This is a genomic window from Microbulbifer harenosus (assembly GCF_005771435.1).
Classification (GTDB): Bacteria; Pseudomonadota; Gammaproteobacteria; order Pseudomonadales; family Cellvibrionaceae; genus Microbulbifer; species Microbulbifer harenosus.
Genome location: NZ_VANI01000021.1, coordinates 1 through 16531, shown reverse-complemented (window position 1 = coordinate 16531; position 16531 = coordinate 1). Strand labels below are relative to the sequence as shown.

The following is a 16531-nucleotide window of genomic DNA, read 5'->3' as shown; positions in this document are numbered from 1 at the left end:
AGAACGGATTTTTTATAGGTGCGGTAACGAAAAGGACTCAATGAGCCGCTATCCGCCAACCTGTTATTCGTTATCTTTCGGCTTCGGCTTATCCGACTGGATGCCCATCAGCTGGGCGAACTCCTTGCGCTCGTACAGCGCATTAAACGCGGGATCTTCCAGCGCTTCATCGCGATAGGTGGGAGAAATCGCCAGTGCTTTTTTCAGATAATTGATGGCCTCTTCCCACTGCTCCAAATAGGCATAGGCGCAAGCGAGCTGGTAGTAGGCGTTGCCGTTTTCGCCGTCGATCTGCAGCGCCTGCAAACACAGGTTGATGGCCCACTGGGGCTCGTCCAGTTCCAGTACCGCATCGGCCTTGTAGGTAAGCGCTTCGCCGTCGTCTTGGCGCAAATTCAGGATCTGGTCGTATACCGCGATTTTCCCCGTCGGTGTCTGCTCGCGGCCGGCGCGCAGCCACAGGGAGTGAATCTCCCGGGTGAGTTCAATTTCATCCCGGTTGCTCTCGATATGCTGGGTCTTTTCCGACAACTGCTCCTCGATACTGCGCAGGCGCGCCTCGTACTGCTCCACCAGTTTGGAAATTTCCTGATTGGCAAGGGTGTGCACTTTTTCTTTCACATCGCGAATGGAAGTCCAGCCCATAATCACCAACAGGGAACTGAAGCCGGCAATCAGATAAAAGAAATAAGTAATGGTATCGGTGGCGTAGGTGATGGCCTTGTCCGCGGCGCTCAGCTGGCGGTCGACGATGTTCTCCGTCAGCGAGACTTTCTGCGCGGCCATATCGATGCGCAGCTGCTTCAGCTCGTCGAGCACATAGCGCTCGATAAACGCCGAGTAGAGCGGTTTGTCGAGGTTTTCCACCGCTTCGGCAACCTTCTCCAGCTCCTGCTGTTTTTGCTGGTTTTGCGCCTTCTCTTCACTGGTGACTTCCGGCGGAGATGGCACTTCGGTTTGATCCTGAACCTGGGATTGAGCGGCAGTGGGGCGAGTGAAAAAAAGCAGTACCCAGGCCACAACGCAAACTGCCGCCAGCAAAGCCGGCGGCAGCAGGGAGCGCCTAAACGGAATCAGGCGGCGCATATGGCGTCGCCGTGCTCGTGCACTTCCACCAGCGCCGCGTGCAGACTTTTGACGGCGCTCTCGTAGTCGCTCTCGTCGATGATGAACTGCATGTCCACCTGCCGCATGGACTGGTGCACCGCAAGAATGCTGATGCCGGAGCTGGCCAGGGCGCTGACCGCACGCGACAGCATGCCGGAGACTTTCATGTCACTGCCGATGGCGGAAACCACCGCCACCTTGCGTACCTGAATATCGCAATCGGGAAAGCGCTCGTTGATCGCGCTCTTGATCCGTTTGACGGTTTTCAGGGTGATCGCGAGGTAGTGCGTGATCGTATTGGCGTTGATGTCCTTCGTCACCACGGCGCCCTTGAAGCGCGCGATGATTTCGTTGATCGCCCGGTCGTAACTGGTCATGCTGCCCATCATGTCCTGATCGAAACATTCAACAGCATAGATGTTTTTACGCCCCGCAATGATCTCCACCCGCGGTGTGTCGCTTACATAGTCGCCTGTAACCAGCGTGCCGCGATGCTCGGGCTCGAAGGTGTTCATCACCCGCAGCGGAATGGCATTCTGGCGCAGGCCTTTTGCCGCGCGTGGATGAATGGCTTCCATGCCGAGATTGGCGAGCTGGTCCGCCACATCGTAATTGGTGCGGCCAATGGGCACCGCCTGCTCCTCGCCAACGAGACGCGGATCGGCACTGCTCAGGTGATATTCCTTGTGGATGATTGCCTCGCTGGCGCCGGTCATCACCGCAATGCGGCTGAACGTCATTTCACTGTAACCGCGCGCGAAGGTTTTCATCAGGCCATCGGCGGTGTGGGCGTAGCCGGTGGCGATAGGCAGCTCGCGGGCGAAATCCACGTCCGCAAACGCCTGTTCAATGCGCTCGTCCAGTGACTTGTGTTCGCCATCGCGCCAGCCGGTGAGGTCCACAAAGCGCGCATTCACGCCTTCCTGCTTCAACAGTTGCACGGTATTCCATGCGCTGTGCGCCTCGCCGAGACTGGCGAGCATTTCACTCACTACGTCGAGATGTCCTTCCAGCGCAAAGTGGCCGTGCTGGCATACCCGCTCGAGATCCGCGAGACAGCGCGCCGCATCGTCCAGGCGTTCGCCGATAAAAGCGTTAGCCTTGGCGAGAGTTACGTCATCCTGGAACAGCGATGCGTTGATTTCTTGCATGCGCTGGCGCACACCGCCCATGGCATCAGACCACTCGCGCTCGTCATCGGCGCCGGCGAACAACGCGAATACACCCGGGCGGCCGGATTTCTTGTGCTCCAGCAGCATGTCGGTCATGCCGCCATAGGCGGAGACCACAAACACGCGCTGGTACAGCCCCTCACCTTTCGCCCTGCCATTTTTGAAAACAATATTGTCGCGAACTGCGCGGTAGTCGCTCATGGACGTACCGCCGATTTTTTCTACCGTATGTGTCTTCATGGAATCCCTGCGTTGACCATCTGCGGATGTCGATTGCGCGGTTGCGGCGAAATAGGCACGGCTTGTACCCCAGAAATCCGCCGCTGCGTTGAACATGGCCACCTTATTTTTCGTCCTGCACCTCTTCGGCTTCCAGCTCGTAGGCGCCTTCGGCGTTGTGCACTTCCTTGCCGTGCAGCGGCGGGTTGAATACACAGGCCATTTTCATTTCTGTTTTGCCTTTCAGTACGTGCTTGTCGTGCTGATCCAGCAGGTAGATGGTGCCCGGTGTGATTTCATGTACCACGCCATCCGCCTCGGCCATCACCGAACCCTCACCGGAAATGCAGTACACGGCTTCCAGGTGGTTCTGGTAATGCAAATGCAGCTCGGCCCCTTCATATATGGTGGTGATATGGAAGGAGAAGCCCATATTGTCGTTCTTCAGCGCCAGGCGGGTGCTCTCCCAGCCCTCGGATACAATACGACGGTTGCCTTTTTCGGCCTCTTGCAATTTTCTTACGATCATCGGTTCACTCTTTTCGTCAATTCTTCGGGTTCATTCAGGGGACGCAGCAGAGGGATCAGGCGGCACCCGCGAGACTTTTTACCGCTAGCTCTTCCTCGCTGCTGGCGAAGAAATCGTGCTCTTCCGGCACATCTTCACCCTTCAATACCTTCGCCACGGCCGCCTCGACGATATCCAGCGCCTTTTTAAGGTTGTCGTCGCTGATGGTCAGCGGGCACAGGGTTTTCACCACATGGTCGTCGGCACCACTGGTTTCAATCACCAGCCCGTTGCGGAACGCTTCACTGGTGATCTTGTCGGCCAGCTCGCCGCTCACGCAGTTGAGGCCGCGGAACATGCCGCGCCCGCGGGTGGTCATATTGCCGTCGCCGTATTTCTCGACAATGCGATCCAGGCGCTGGCCGATGTATTCGCCCTTGCGCAGCACTTCCTTACCGAAGGCGTCGTCGCTCCAGTAGTGATTGATCGCCGCAGTGGCGGTGACGAAGGCCAGGTTGTTGCCGCGGAAGGTGCCGTTGTGCTCGCCGGGCTTCCACTGGTCCAGCTCCGGTTTCATCAGCACCACCGCGAACGGCAGGCCGTAACCGCTCAGGGATTTGGACAGGGTGACGATGTCCGGCTCAATGCCGGCTTCCTCAAAACTGAAGTAGCTGCCGGTACGGCCACAGCCCGCCTGAATATCGTCGACGATCAACAGCACATCGTGCTTGCGGCATACGTCCTGCAGGTTACGCAACCATTCCACGCTGGCAGCGTTGATACCGCCCTCGCCTTGTACGGTTTCCACCAGTACGGCGGCGGGGTGATCGACACCACTGGATGAATCGCTCAATACTTTGTCGAGGTAAGCAGTGGTGTCGATGTCATCACCGAGATAGTTTTCGTAGGGCATGCGGGTAACACCGCTCATGCTCACACCGGATGCGCCGCGGTGGTGGGAGTTACCGGTGGCGGCGAGCGCACCCAGGCTGCAGCCGTGGAAGCCGTTGGTGAAGGAGATGATGTTTTCGCGGCCCTTGTACTTGCGCGCGATTTTCAGCGCTGCTTCCACCGCGTTGGTACCGGTGGGGCCGGTAAACTGCATGACATAGCTCATGTCGCGCGGCTTGAGAATTTTCTCGTAAAAAGTCTCCAGGAATTCCCGCTTGGCCTTGGTGTGCAGATCGAGGCCGTGGGTAATGCCATCCTGCTGGATGTATTCCAGCAGCGCCTCTTTAAATAGCGGATTGTTGTGGCCGTAATTCAGGGTGCCGGCACCGGCGAGGAAATCCAGGTACTGGTTGCCTTCCTCATCGTACAGGTACTCGCCCTGCGCCTTGTTGAACACCCGCGGAAAAGCGCGGGCGTAGCTCATTACTTCTGATTCAATCTCGTCAAATACTTTCATGTCGACAATCCCTATGTGGTGATTGATTGAGTGCCTGGTGTTCAGGTAAAGCGGTGAAACACAGGACAACGGAATGCGTATCAGCTGGCGGCAAACGGCCCGATGCGCAGCAGCATTTCGCTATCGTGCTGGCCGTTGAAATGGCGCTCGCGGTCGAACAGCACCGAGTCGCAACAGTTCGCGTCGAGTTTGCGCGCGAGGCTGCGAAACAGCGCCCAGGAGGCGTCGTTGTCCGGGGTGATGGTGGTTTCCAGGTGACGCACCTGCTTGCACGCGGGGCGGTCGAGAATCTCGCGCAGCATGCGGCCGGCAAGCCCCATGCCGCGGCCCTGCTCCGCCACTGCAACCTGCCAGATGAACAGGGTGTCGGGGCGTTCAGGGATCAGGTAGCCGGAGATAAAACCCACCAGTCTGCCATCCAGTTCCGCCGCCACGCTGGTCGCGGAGAAGTGGCTGGCCTGCAGCAGGTTGCAATAGAGGGAGTTGGTGTCCAGGGGAGGACAGTTGCCGATCAGCCGATGCACGGCGGCACCATCTTCACTGACCGGGCGGCGCAGCAGAACCTGGGAAGCTTCGCGCTTGATCACCCGGATCTTTCCCTGCTGCGCCTCGTTTACCTTGTCGTCAATAGAATCTTCTTTCAGTTCGCTGTTGGCACTCAAACCAATACCTTTAGTCATCAAAATGTTAAATCAGTGTCAGATTTCAGTAACAAGTGGATTGATACCAGACAACCCAATCAAGGCGCCGATTAGCACTCAGTTGGCGTTGAAAATTTGACCTGACCCGCAAAAAATTATTTACTGCTCTAAATATTTAAATCCATAGTACTCTAAACATTGCGGAGGGTTCAAGACCAAGACTCATGCAACATGACCAGAATGCGATCAATCGCGACGTCCCCATCGGCGCCCGATCCCACCGCGAATCCAGCAGCCACGGGGGTTCACGCACCACCGAAGGTCTGCGAACGCCAAGTCCCGGCAAGGAGAAAAAAGAGACGCGGGAATCCACCCGAGGGGACAGCCAGGATCCGGCCGCCGCGCCAGGCAACGCCGCGGGTGGCACAGGATTTGACAAAAATGGTGCAGCACCTAAAGTCGGGCGCGGGCATATCTGCCACCGCGAAGAAATTGAGACCCTGCTGCTGATGGACAAAATCGAAGAAGTACTAACGACCCTGCGCCGTCTGATCCGCGCCACCGACCTGCACTCCCGCCAACTGGTCAAAACCGCCGGGCTCACCGCGCCGCAGCTGCTGCTGTTGCAGGCCATCCGCGAGCACGGGGAAGTCACCATCGGCGCGCTGGCGAAGGAGATCAGCCTCAGCCAGGCCACCGTCACCACCATCCTCGATCGCCTGGAGAAACGCGGCCTGGTGTTCCGCGAGCGCTCCGCAGAAGACAAGCGCAAGGTGCACGCCTACCTGACAGAGAAAGGAATGGAAATCATCCGCGATGCACCCACACCACTGCAGGACCACTTCGTCAAACAATTCCGCGACCTGCGCGAGTGGGAGCAATCCATGATCATCTCCTCCCTGCAGCGGGTGGCGCTGATGATGGACGCCGAGCATATCGACGCCTCACCGGTGCTGGATGTGGGCGACCTGGACCGCAAGGACGAACGCAACCTGCCCGATGACAACGCCGCGGACGACCACGGAAGCGGCAGCGACCACTGACGCCGTTTACCACACATGAGGTAGACTTACGCGCCACCGGACGGCCAAGAAAGCACACTCAGACATTTGCCAACTATTCGCATCTGATCATTGCATTCGGCCCTGAGTCCGGTATAAATGGAGCGGCAACACTATAGTGGACGCTCGCCTATTGGTTAGCGCCTACTGACTCAAGACAGCGGCGCAAAGCTCTGTCGCGGCAACAAAAATGAGAAGTGGCGCACATTATCGTTCGCGGTAAATGATGTAGCTATTCCACACCGCGACCGCGCCCCGGCGAAAATTGAATGCGTCAGTGAGAGCCCGCATCAGAACGGGTTCCCGTCATGCAATAAGGCACGATCCCTGACAGCTTGCCGCGCACACGGCTGTGCCTGGCGAGCGCCAATCCGGCCGCCCTGTCTTGATAACTTCTGCATCCGATGTCGCACGCCGATCCTGTAGCATCAGCGGCCTTTCCGGATGGAGCATTTTGGGGAAGGGACTGAACATGGCCTGCTTGCAACATCCCGACCGGGATCAACCCGTCTATCTGATGGCGCACCACACCGTTGGGCGTCGCCAGGGGGTGGCCGACACACGTATCACTCTGCCGGAGATTTCCGGCATTCACGCTGCTATCCAATGGACCGGAAGCCACTGGATCATTCGCGATATCAGCCGCAATGGCACCTGGGTAAATGGCCAGCAACTGATCCCTGCCAAGAACCAGCAATTACAGATCGGCGACAGAATCACCTTCGGCCGCGCCACTAATCCGGTGTGGAAGGTGGAGAATCTCGACGCGCCGGAAAACCTGCTCATCGACATACACAGCGGTGAGGCCACTTCACTCGAGTCCTACCATCTGTTGCCGGACGAACACGACCCGATTGCCAGCCTGCACTTCAATCCGGTGAATGGGGTGTGGATTTACGAGTTGCTCGACGGCTCCGAAAACAGCAGCACCGCCAGGGTTGTGAGACACGGCGATCGCATCGACTGCGCGCGCCACAGCTGGGAGCTTTTTCTCGGCAACAGCCAGAGCACCACCACCGAGCTCTCATTCAAGAACCTTTGTGTATCGGATTTCCGCCTGCGCTTTTCCGTCAGTCACCACGAAGAGCACATCCTGCTGCAGCTCACCCGGGACGACATGCGCCTCGACTTGCCGGCGCGCACCCACAATTACCTGCTGCTATACCTCGCGCGTGCGCGCATTCGCGATATCCAGCGCGGCATCGACCACGCGGATCAGGGCTGGATACCTGCCGACCTCGCCACCCGCGAGCTGGGTATTACCGTCAATCATCTGAACACGCAGATTTTCCGAGCGCGCAAACAGATTGCCGACAGCCTGCCGGACGCTATCGACACCTCGCGTCTGGTGGAACGCCGCTCTTACGAGATGCGCCTGGGCTGTTACCTGCTGGACATTTTCAAGGGTTCACAGAAAGAAGAGCTGGAAGCCAGCACCGGGGAATACCAGATAGCAGACGTCGAGACGGTTTAACCAGAAACCGTTTCGACCAAAAAGCCGACTCTGCAGGGAACGGAACTTCATCCACGGACGGCGGTTTATCCGTAAAAATCAGTTACCGCAGTCACCAGCATGCAACCAGAGCAGTTACCTTTTTACATCGGCCGCTATCGCGCCACCGCCCGTCTGGGCTCCGGCGGTATGGGCGTGGTGTACCTGGCCACCGATGAACGCCTAAACCGCCTGGTTGCCATCAAGAAGCTGCTGCGCAATCCCAACAGCAGTAACGCCGGCGAGCGTATCCGCCGCGAAGCCCTGTTGCTCGCGCAACTCAACCACAACAATATCGTGCAGCTGTACGACGTTGTGGAGGGTAACGACGGCATCGCGCTGGTGATGGAATACGTAGACGGCTGCAGCCTGGACCGCTGGCAGAAAGAGCGCAGCCCCGGCCTGCCGCAGAAATTGCATCTGCTGAAGCAGATCTGTGCCGGCCTCACCCGCGCCCACAGCGCCGGCATCATTCACCGCGACCTCAAGGCCGAAAACATCCTGGTGGACAGCGGTGGCAATATCAAGATTACCGATTTCGGTATCGCCAAGAACTGGCAGGAAGACAGCGACCTCACCCGCGAGCAGCATATTGCCGGCAGCTGGGGCGCCATGTCACCGGAACAGGCCCAGGGCAAGCCACTCGACAACCGCAGCGACCTGTTCGCTCTCGGGGTACTCGCCTATCGCCTACTGTGCGGACAGAACCCCTTCGGCGACAACAGCAGTCCTTACGTAATCGTCGACCGCATCGTGAAAAGCCCGCACCCGCCAGCGGCGCGGCTGGCACCAGAACTGCCTCAAGCACTGTGCGCGCTGCTCGACCGCCTGTTGGCAAAAAATCCGCAACAGCGCCCCCTGACCGCCGCCGCCGTCGCCGACGAGCTGGAAACCCTGCTGCTGCAGATTCAGGGTAGCGGCTCCAGCTTTACCCGCACCCATAGCGCGACCGAAACCGTCACGGCCGAGAGCTACTATCACCAGAGTTCCGGCAGCCGCAAGTGGTTGCGGCGCACCGCGGTTGCCGCCCTCGCCCTGTGTACCGCGGGTGCGGCGGCATTTATAGCAATCCGCGAAGTTACCGCGCCACCATCACCGGCTGAGAGCAAATACATCGCCGTGCTGGAACCGCAGGAAGTGGGCTACTCGCAAGATGCCTCGACCGCTCGCGCCCAGCGCCTGCTCGGCAACAATGTGCAAAGTGCCCTGAAGCAGGGCCTCTCGGGGCGGCGGGGACTGCATCTGGTGTCATTTTCTGAATCCCGCCGGTTGCAGGGACAGCCGCTGCGCGCCCAGGCCGCATCGTTGAACGCCGACTTGCTGCTGATCCCCTCCATCGACTGCGACACTCGCAGCTGCGAACTGTCACTGGAGCTGCTCGACAGCAGCACCCTCGCCGTCATTAACAGCCGCAGCACCCGCCTGGCGATGGAGGAAGGACTTGAAAGCCGCGCCCGCACACTGCACCAGCTGGATGGCCTGCTCGCGGATTTCCCGGCCCGGAACACAGAACACAGCGCACAAATCAGCGCCGAGGATTACCTCACCTACCTGGAGATTTACGAGCGCCGGCATGACTACCTGCATCTCGGCGAGCTGCTGGATCGGCTGGACGCCCTGCAAGAGCGCGCCAGCCACTTCGCGCCACTGTACGATCTCTACGGTGAAATGGTGATGGACCAGGAGTTCAACACCCGCGCCGCCGAGGCAGACGCGCGCCTGGCCAAACTGCTGGAGCGGGCGCCGGCCAGCCTGGCGGACACGCCGGAAATCCTGATCAATGAACTGCGCCTCGCCGTGCTACGCAACGAACCGGGCCAGGCAGAAGCACTGCTGGCGCGACTGGAGCTGACCCTGCCGGACCAGGCCAGCTACCACCAGCTGCGCGCCTTCTACCACCATCTGCGCGGCGACTACGCGCTGGCGCTGGAGCATATCGACAGCGCACTGGCCCTGCGTACCAGCTATGCCTATCTGTCGCAGAAGGCCCTCACCCTGACATTGAGAGGCGACATGGACGCCGCCAACGACGTGCTGCGGCAGGCCATTGCACTCAATGCCGAGTCCATCGACGCCATCTCCCTGCTCGCCGCCAATATGCTCGACAGCGGCAATGTCGGGGAGACCATCCGCATCCTCAGTGACGCAGGCCTCGACCGCATCGGCCCCATGGATACCTACAATCTGTGCCTCGCTTATTACATCGAGAAAAAGTACGTGGAGTCCCGCTCCTGCTTTGAGCGCGTATCCAGCCTCGCACCCAAAGACGCCGACCCGCTGCTGTACCGCGCGGAAATCGCCCGCGAGCTGGAGCAGCCCGATGTCGCACTGGACATGGCGCGCCGCGCCCTGGAGCTCACCTCCGAGCGCACCGACTGGGAAGGCCTGTTGATGCAGGCCCGCGCCTACGCAGAACTGGGCGAGGCGGAAAAAGCCGTGGAAAACCTGCTCAGGATCCGCCGCGACGCCCCGGACGACCTCTACACCAACTACGCCCGCGCCCAGGTGTACATCAGCACCGGCGACCTGCTCTCCGCCAAGGTGCATATACGCAAAACATTGGAACAGGGGATCTCCCCGATCTGGTATTGCACCGCGCGCTTTGTCAAAATCTGCGGCATCCCCGCCTTTGACGACCTGCGACAGCAATATCCCGGTCTCTGCGGCAGCGGCGATACAAACAATACGGGCAATTCCCAGATTGCCCGCAACAGCGAATCCAGTGAGAAGCTGTAAATAAGCAGCTTCAAGCGCGATTCGTTGCAACGGGACCCAGGGGTGGCGGGTCCGGGCTCAACCAGAACAAGAATATAAGCAGATGGACATTGCAGATTCCGAGGTTGGACGGCACGCCAGCGCGCCCAATAAATTGGTCGTCGACAGCGACCGCTACGTTATCCACAGCACCCTTGGTGCCGGCGGCATGGGCATCGTCTACCTGGCAGAAGACCTGAAACTGCACCGCCAGGTAGCCATCAAAAAACTGAAAGACGACGTCGCCAGCCAGAACGCCCGCGACCGCATCCAGCAGGAAGCCCGCCTCCTCGCCCAGCTCAACCACCCCAATATCGTCGCCCTGTACGACGTGCTCGAAGAAAACGGCAGCGTCGCGCTGGTGATGGAATACATCGAAGGCGCCTCCCTACGCGCCTGGATGCGCGAGCGCACACCCAGCCTGCAGCAGAAACTCAGCCTGCTGATGCAGATCAGCCTCGGACTGCAGCAGGCCCATGACCTCGGCATCATTCACCGGGACCTGAAGCCCGACAACATCCTCATCACCGAAAACGCCAAGGGCCAGCCCACCGCCAAGATCACCGATTTCGGCATCGCCAAATCCCAGCAACTGGATGAGAAAACCTTAACAGCGGAAAACCAGCTGGCCGGCACCGTCACCGCCATGTCGCCGGAACAAATTCTCGGCAAAGCATTAGATGCCCGCAGCGACCTGTTCAGCCTCGGCACCATCGCCTATGAACTGCTGTGCGGCAGTCGGCCCTTCGAAAAACACGAAGCCGGCGCACTGGCCATGGCCAACCGCATCACCAACGAACCGCATCAGCCACCACAGCAGGCGTGGCCGAGCATCCCCGAACCACTGGCCATACTGCTGGACAAACTGCTCGCCAAAGATCCCGCTCAACGCCCCGAAAGCGCACTAATCGTGCACCAGGGATTCGCGCTATTGCACAAACAGGGACTCGACACCGAGGCCGAAGATTACACCGCAACCCTCACCGACCTGTTCACCCGCCAGCAGGTAAAAAGCCGCCGCCGCTGGCAGCGGGTTGCCGCCGGCATTGTCGCTGCACTTGTTGTAAGCGCCGGCGGTTACTGGGGCTGGAAGGAAATCACCCGGCTGGAGCCTCAGTATATCGCGGTGATGCCGGTGGAGATTAACGGCGAGATTCGCGGCGAGGAGAACGCCAAAGCGCTGACCCGCACCATGGTGCGGCAGGCGTTGATGAATTCGGTTTCTCAGTTGAAGGCGAGTGCGCTGGTGAGTTTTGAGCCTAAAGAGGGGATGGATTTTGAAGAGCAATTGCAGGCGTTGCGGGATAAGGGGGTTACGGATGCGCTGTTTGCGAGGTTGGAGTGTGCGGAGGTGCGGTGTGAGATTGAGCTCCAACGAATAAGCACTAAAGACAGTCAGATCGGCCAGCAATCAAATTTTGCTTTTTTGACAAATAAAGAACAAGAAGCGGAATATCGCGTAACCAACAGTGCTTCAGCATTATTTCCAGCCGACTATTTCACCCAGGCTACAAAACAAATTTCGATGTCTGACCAAGCTTACAATCAATATCTGGATATCCTCAGCAGACTGGATCGAAAAGATCTTAACTCAGAAGACCTAAGCACTTTGGAAGCACTAATTAATCAATACCCTCTAAACTCCAGCCTTTACCAGGCTTATACGAGCGTTTCGGCAAAGCTGTTTGTACAAACTGACCGGGACGCATTTATTGAGCGTGGCCTTGCAATGCTTGAAAAAGCGCGCACCCATAAAATTGATAGTCAACAATTACTGGAACAGGAAATTCGGCTTCACACTTACAATGTCGATAGCGAAAAATTCGACGAACTGCTTAATAAAGCAGACCAACAAAAGTTTCCTTCCGCAGCCTTGATAGCAAAATTTTCAAGATACCTGTTTACGCGAGGCGACTACAAGGCCGGGCTAAAGTATGCACAAGCAGCCACCGCACTAAACCCATCAGCTGACAACCTTTATCTGATTGCGTTAAATCAAATTTCAAGCGGGAACTATTCCGATGCACGTCTAACACTGGGGAAAATTATCAGCATTTTTCCAGAGCACTGGTCATCCTATTCTGCACTTGGCGTTATTGAGCTGGAGAGCGGCAATTTTTTCGAGGCAGAGAAGGCTATCACTACTATTCCAGAAAACTTGCGCAGCTGGCGTACCAGATCAAATCTCGGAGTAGTTTATTTTTTACAGTTAAAGCATAAACCAGCGTTACAGGAATTTCTTGGCGTATTGCAATTAATCCCTGACGATCCAGGCACAATAGGCCAAATCGCAGAAACATATCTGATGGCAGGTGATCAAAAATCTGCGAGGCAATATTACCAACGTCTTATAGCATTAACTGAAGGGAGTGACGATCTTGAGGCTCGCCAGTTTAGGGCGCTAGGCTTAGCAAATTTGGATAGGGAAACCGAAGCCATCAATCTAGTAAACACGATGCTAAGACAAGCCCCCGACGATACTTATGTAATTCATGTTGCTGCCCAAGTGTTTGCTCTCACCGGTGAATTCTATTCCGCAGGCTACCAGATAGAACAGTTAATTCGCCAGGGTATGAGCGTAGAGTGGTTTAATTTGCCGGTATTCCACCAACTCTGCGCTCAACCCCAGGTCTCCGATGAAGTAAAATCGACGATCTGTAACTGATTACTCTGGATCAAGCCGCGCCTTCGGGTCACCAGAAACAAAATGCGCATCCGCCGAAGGGCTGTAGCAGAACCAGAGAAACGCAAATTCATCGGGCACCATATCCTCATCCCGGATACGGATTTTCAGTGTGCGCTTGTCCGCAGAAACTACCCGCGAATGGAACTGGTGCCTGAAGCCCCTGGTCAGAGGTATAACGCCATCCGCCTGCAACAGGCCCGGGAAATCAAAGAACTGCAGATCGTCAATACCAAACTCGGAAGGGTCCAGAGTGACATTCAATGTCAGAAACCCCTTGCCGCATTTGAATTTAAAATTCATGTTCCCGTAAGCTTCCGCCTCTCCGGGATTACCGGCCTCATTTAGTTGCCAATAGCTGGGAATACCCTGCTCATTCGCCGGCTTCGGTTTGAGTATCAGATTGATCTCCCGCCCATCTTCCGGAAAGTTCCACTCTAGGACTTTCATGTCCGCACACTTTTGCTCAGTGCTATCCATTTTCCACTCCTGTAATTTTCCGATGCCTTCCCTGCAAACCACCCGGGGGCACTGTTAGGTCTTCAAGATTTATATGCGCGACCTTCGTCCGAAAACCGCGCAGCTAGGGTAAAGCAAGGCAATAACGGAATTCCATCACATTATTGACATTTAATTAGGAATCGCTTCAAAGTCAGCTTCTAGCGCGACAAAAATAACAAAATGTCACGTTAGGGAGAACCCTGCGCACAGATTGGTGGACCGGAATCCGTGCCCAAGAGCGGGGCTTGTATCTGGACTCGCGTAAAACCCGGGATTAGTAGATCATTGCACCCTAGTACGCCTTCCCAGCTCAGCGTAGATTCCCGATCTCCATCTTCAATCGCCAGAAAGTGCTTTCCCCCGCGCTCGTTCACGCCGATTAAGACCAGCGCGCAAAGCTTGCTTTCTTCCTAACGCAGGCCGTTGTATATGCCGCCTGCCCAGATGTATACCCAGCGGTCTTTATCCGGTCGCTTGTCGCTAGATATCATCTCCGTCCTTCCACTGCACGTTTAGGCGAGCCACTGAGCGGCTGAGAGACCTTTCGCTTCCGGACCAATCAGTATCGACAAGCCTCTTCCATCTCACCCGCTGAAAGGCCATTCAGGTATAGCCACAGCAGCGTCGCCTACTGGTTCTCAATTATTTACTTCTGCAGATTGTTGACGTTTAAATTAGTACGCTGAAAGTCCGCATCTTTTCAGGTGGTGGAAGGGTGGTAAACTCAGCTGAAATTCTTACTTAGAAGGGAACTCTGAAGATGCCAATACCTGAGTACACGCTCAAAGCATACGAAAAGACTAGAATCGATCACGTTATTGATACTTTTGCCGCGAAAAAAAGCCCAACAATTGCGGATTTGAATGCAGTACGAGTGCAGGCCGATATTCAGTGTCAGCTTGATACGTTTAGGCTCAAAGCGCTCAAAATGAGTGCTAAAGAGTTGGAAGTTGAGGCCCATTGCTCTGTGCGGTTAGCGCAAAATATGGCTGCGGCAAACGATCCTCGCCCTGCGTCTGGTGAGTATTGCCATTGCCACGCAATGGTTTCAGGTGCACATGCAGAATCAGCGACGGTGCGTGCGGTGTTGGCATGGTGCTTCATGCGTATCGATGACCCACGCAATGGATGTTGGCTACCACGTAACTTGAAAGCGAGAATGCACATGCCGGAGTGGCTAAAAAATGCCGTGCCGCACAGTCGCATACATCGAAAAAGTTATTACCGCTGGCTGGGTGATGTAATTAATCCGATGCTAATTAAAGGTACGGATGACTTAGTGAGAACGCTAAAGATGGTGCGTTTGAGACTGCAAAGTGGGTGTATCCCAAAGCACATTGTCACGGAAATGGGGCTGTGAATATGCCTCTTCTATCAGTGTATGCCAACACTCAACAATATCGCATTCCTAGTTTCGATAGGGAGCAAAGCCGGTCAGTCTTTGGCGATAACATTGCAGATCAGTTTGATGTGAATTTCGAGGCAAAAAGTTACCGTCACTCATGGTCGCCGCTGAATGTGGCGTATGTGAAAAGCTCCGACCATGCCGCAGGTGACCTCTATCCTGATATTTCTGAACACAACGGTCGTCTGGTACTGAATGACCGTGCTTATCGAGCTTTGAAAGAATTGTTAAGCAACGATGGCGAGTTTCTTCCAGTCGTTGCTGATGGTCAAAGCGCATTTATCTTCAATCCGCTGCAGGTAGCAGAGGACGTCAACGGACTGAACGAGAAGCTAAGTATTAAGAATGAATGGGGTGATATAGAAAATACTGCTTTTCATGAGGACTTGGTTGCCGCGTTTACTGTATTTCGGGCGCGATTCGATAATTTCCGCAGCATCTACTGTCAGGCCAGCTTAATGAGAAAAGTCGAACAGGAAGGTCTCAAGGGGGTTATTTTTACTCCTGATCTTGGGAACCCTTTTTCATTGGACGTCGCTAAAAGTATGCACAATGGTTAAACCCTAGCTCTCTAAATCCAAGTGTGTTAATTTTCCGCGCTCAAAATTTATCGTTTCACGGAATATGACACGGATATGTCGTTCTGCACCCTTACGGATAATTTGGGAAATACGTACCAACTCACCTCCGGTGATCGAATAGAATCCCTGGCCATTGCCGATTATTTCACGGCACTGGAGGCGCTCGGGCGCATTGATGTTCATCAGTTGGCGGCCGCGGAAGATCAGTTGTTCCGCTTCTATGGCGGAGACCTCGAGCGAAGCCTCTTCTGCCAACCGGGGTCCGGCTGGCAGGATATGAATTCCGTCGGGATTTTCAGTACCCAAGCGCACCATCCGCACATTGGCATCGGGTTTTTACCCGGCCGCTGGCCGAGGATTCTCGATGCCATACATCAGGGAAACCTCCGGTTTATCCATACCGGCAGCGCGAAAAAAACCAAGGAAGAACAGCCGCACGATACCCGCAATTTGCTGCGAGTGAAGATTCGCCAGGCACTGCTAGCGATTGTTGCGGCCGAAAGAGCCGAAGCCTCGCAACACGCCAGACAACTGCGGCAGGAAACGTCGGTAAATCGCGGGCTGATTTATACTGGCGCCTTCCTCACCGGCCTGTGGCAGGCGGGTTCGGGCCTTGCGCAGTGGCTGAAAGACGTCAACGATGTAGTGAGCCCACTGCAACGCAGCCTGCGGGGCGTACAAGCCGCCTACCGGGCATCGCAGCGCAGCGATAACGGCGAAAACCTGATGGCTGCCTATCAGGATGAAATTCTAACCGCGGAAAAGCGTGAAATCGTACAGGTACTCGGCTTCGACCCCACGACGATTACCAGGGAACAGTTCCAGCGCGCCACGGAACTCGCCGATCTCATCTGGGAAGACCCAGCCCTGCAGGCCGACCTCCGGCGCTTCGTCAAAGACTACGTCAAAGCCCAACACGCCATTGAAATCACTGAATTCTCCGGTGCCGCGGCGTTTGAAGTCCTGTTCACCATACTCCTGGCGGCAGTAACCGGCGGC

At 56.4% G+C, this 16531-nt stretch carries 12 protein-coding genes and 1 pseudogene; 7 read left to right on the top strand and 6 right to left on the bottom strand.

The window, feature by feature from the left end:
• Positions 1-63: 63 nt before the first annotated feature.
• The 5 genes from FDY93_RS17350 to ectA all read right to left on the bottom strand — a co-directional run bounded on the left by FDY93_RS17350 (position 64) and on the right by ectA (position 5094).
• Positions 64-1020 carry a TPR end-of-group domain-containing protein gene (locus FDY93_RS17350; protein ID WP_240913963.1) on the bottom strand — a complete coding sequence of 319 codons (957 nt, stop codon included), beginning with the start codon at positions 1018-1020 and terminating at the stop codon, positions 64-66.
• A gap of 53 nt (positions 1021-1073) precedes the next feature.
• Positions 1074-2519, bottom strand: coding sequence for an aspartate kinase (locus FDY93_RS17345; RefSeq protein WP_138237015.1), 1446 nt, complete (start codon positions 2517-2519; stop codon positions 1074-1076).
• Between the two features lie 103 nt (positions 2520-2622).
• Positions 2623-3027: an ectoine synthase gene (locus tag FDY93_RS17340; protein ID WP_138237014.1), complete on the bottom strand. Its 405-nt coding sequence runs from the start codon at positions 3025-3027 to the stop codon at positions 2623-2625.
• Positions 3028-3082: 55 nt separating this feature from the next.
• Positions 3083-4414: a diaminobutyrate--2-oxoglutarate transaminase gene (ectB, locus tag FDY93_RS17335; protein WP_138237013.1), complete on the bottom strand. Its 1332-nt coding sequence runs from the start codon at positions 4412-4414 to the stop codon at positions 3083-3085.
• An 80-nt stretch (positions 4415-4494) separates the two neighbouring features.
• On the bottom strand, positions 4495-5094 hold the full coding sequence (gene ectA, locus FDY93_RS17330) for a diaminobutyrate acetyltransferase (protein ID WP_138237012.1): 600 nt from the start codon (positions 5092-5094) through the stop codon (positions 4495-4497).
• A 470-nt stretch (positions 5095-5564) separates the two neighbouring features.
• On the opposite strand from ectA, the gene FDY93_RS17325 reads away from it, so the two are divergent.
• The 4 genes from FDY93_RS17325 (at position 5565) to FDY93_RS17310 (ending at position 13027) form a co-directional block, all read left to right on the top strand.
• The gene (locus FDY93_RS17325; protein WP_138237070.1) at positions 5565-6098 is read left to right on the top strand and encodes a MarR family winged helix-turn-helix transcriptional regulator; all 534 of its coding nucleotides are present in this window, start codon (positions 5565-5567) and stop codon (positions 6096-6098) included.
• Positions 6099-6588: 490 nt separating this feature from the next.
• Entirely contained in the window at positions 6589-7590 is a 1002-nt protein-coding gene (locus FDY93_RS17320) for an FHA domain-containing protein (RefSeq protein WP_138237011.1), read from the top strand.
• A 99-nt stretch (positions 7591-7689) separates the two neighbouring features.
• Complete coding sequence (locus FDY93_RS17315; RefSeq protein ID WP_138237010.1) at positions 7690-10344, top strand: serine/threonine-protein kinase; 2655 nt, start codon at positions 7690-7692, stop codon at positions 10342-10344.
• Between the two features lie 82 nt (positions 10345-10426).
• Complete coding sequence (locus FDY93_RS17310; protein WP_138237009.1) at positions 10427-13027, top strand: serine/threonine-protein kinase; 2601 nt, start codon at positions 10427-10429, stop codon at positions 13025-13027.
• Here FDY93_RS17310 and FDY93_RS17305 read toward each other — a convergent pair whose 3' ends face one another.
• Positions 13028-13525 (bottom strand): hypothetical protein, encoded by a 498-nt coding sequence (locus FDY93_RS17305; protein ID WP_138237008.1) that lies wholly within the window; start codon positions 13523-13525, stop codon positions 13028-13030.
• Between the two features lie 781 nt (positions 13526-14306).
• Between FDY93_RS17305 and FDY93_RS17300 the strand changes: the two genes are divergently transcribed.
• From FDY93_RS17300 to FDY93_RS17290, 3 genes and pseudogenes are all read left to right on the top strand, one after another.
• Positions 14307-14906, top strand: a complete 600-nt coding sequence (locus FDY93_RS17300; RefSeq protein ID WP_138237007.1) for an AHH domain-containing protein — start codon at positions 14307-14309, stop codon at positions 14904-14906.
• Positions 14903-15511: a phage major capsid protein gene (locus FDY93_RS17295; protein ID WP_138237006.1), complete on the top strand. Its 609-nt coding sequence runs from the start codon at positions 14903-14905 to the stop codon at positions 15509-15511. The genes FDY93_RS17300 and FDY93_RS17295 overlap by 4 nt, the downstream gene beginning before the upstream one ends.
• Positions 15512-15586: 75 nt before the next feature.
• Positions 15587-16531: pseudogene (locus FDY93_RS17290) on the top strand (hypothetical protein); the annotation flags it as partial.

Excerpts from the sequence above, each read along its gene's own strand:
- FDY93_RS17345 (WP_138237015.1), bottom strand. The coding sequence starts at position 2,519 with ATGAAGACACATACGGTAGAAAAAATCGGCGGTACGTCCATGAGCGAC.
- FDY93_RS17325 (WP_138237070.1), top strand. The coding sequence starts at position 5,565 with ATGGACAAAATCGAAGAAGTACTAACGACCCTGCGCCGTCTGATCCGC.
- FDY93_RS17320 (WP_138237011.1), top strand. The coding sequence starts at position 6,589 with ATGGCCTGCTTGCAACATCCCGACCGGGATCAACCCGTCTATCTGATG.
- FDY93_RS17300 (WP_138237007.1), top strand. The coding sequence starts at position 14,307 with ATGCCAATACCTGAGTACACGCTCAAAGCATACGAAAAGACTAGAATC.
- FDY93_RS17305 (WP_138237008.1), bottom strand. The coding sequence starts at position 13,525 with ATGGATAGCACTGAGCAAAAGTGTGCGGACATGAAAGTCCTAGAGTGG.
- FDY93_RS17310 (WP_138237009.1), top strand. The coding sequence starts at position 10,427 with ATGGACATTGCAGATTCCGAGGTTGGACGGCACGCCAGCGCGCCCAAT.
- FDY93_RS17315 (WP_138237010.1), top strand. The coding sequence starts at position 7,690 with ATGCAACCAGAGCAGTTACCTTTTTACATCGGCCGCTATCGCGCCACC.
- ectB (WP_138237013.1), bottom strand. The coding sequence starts at position 4,414 with ATGAAAGTATTTGACGAGATTGAATCAGAAGTAATGAGCTACGCCCGC.
- FDY93_RS17340 (WP_138237014.1), bottom strand. The coding sequence starts at position 3,027 with ATGATCGTAAGAAAATTGCAAGAGGCCGAAAAAGGCAACCGTCGTATT.
- ectA (WP_138237012.1), bottom strand. The coding sequence starts at position 5,094 with ATGACTAAAGGTATTGGTTTGAGTGCCAACAGCGAACTGAAAGAAGAT.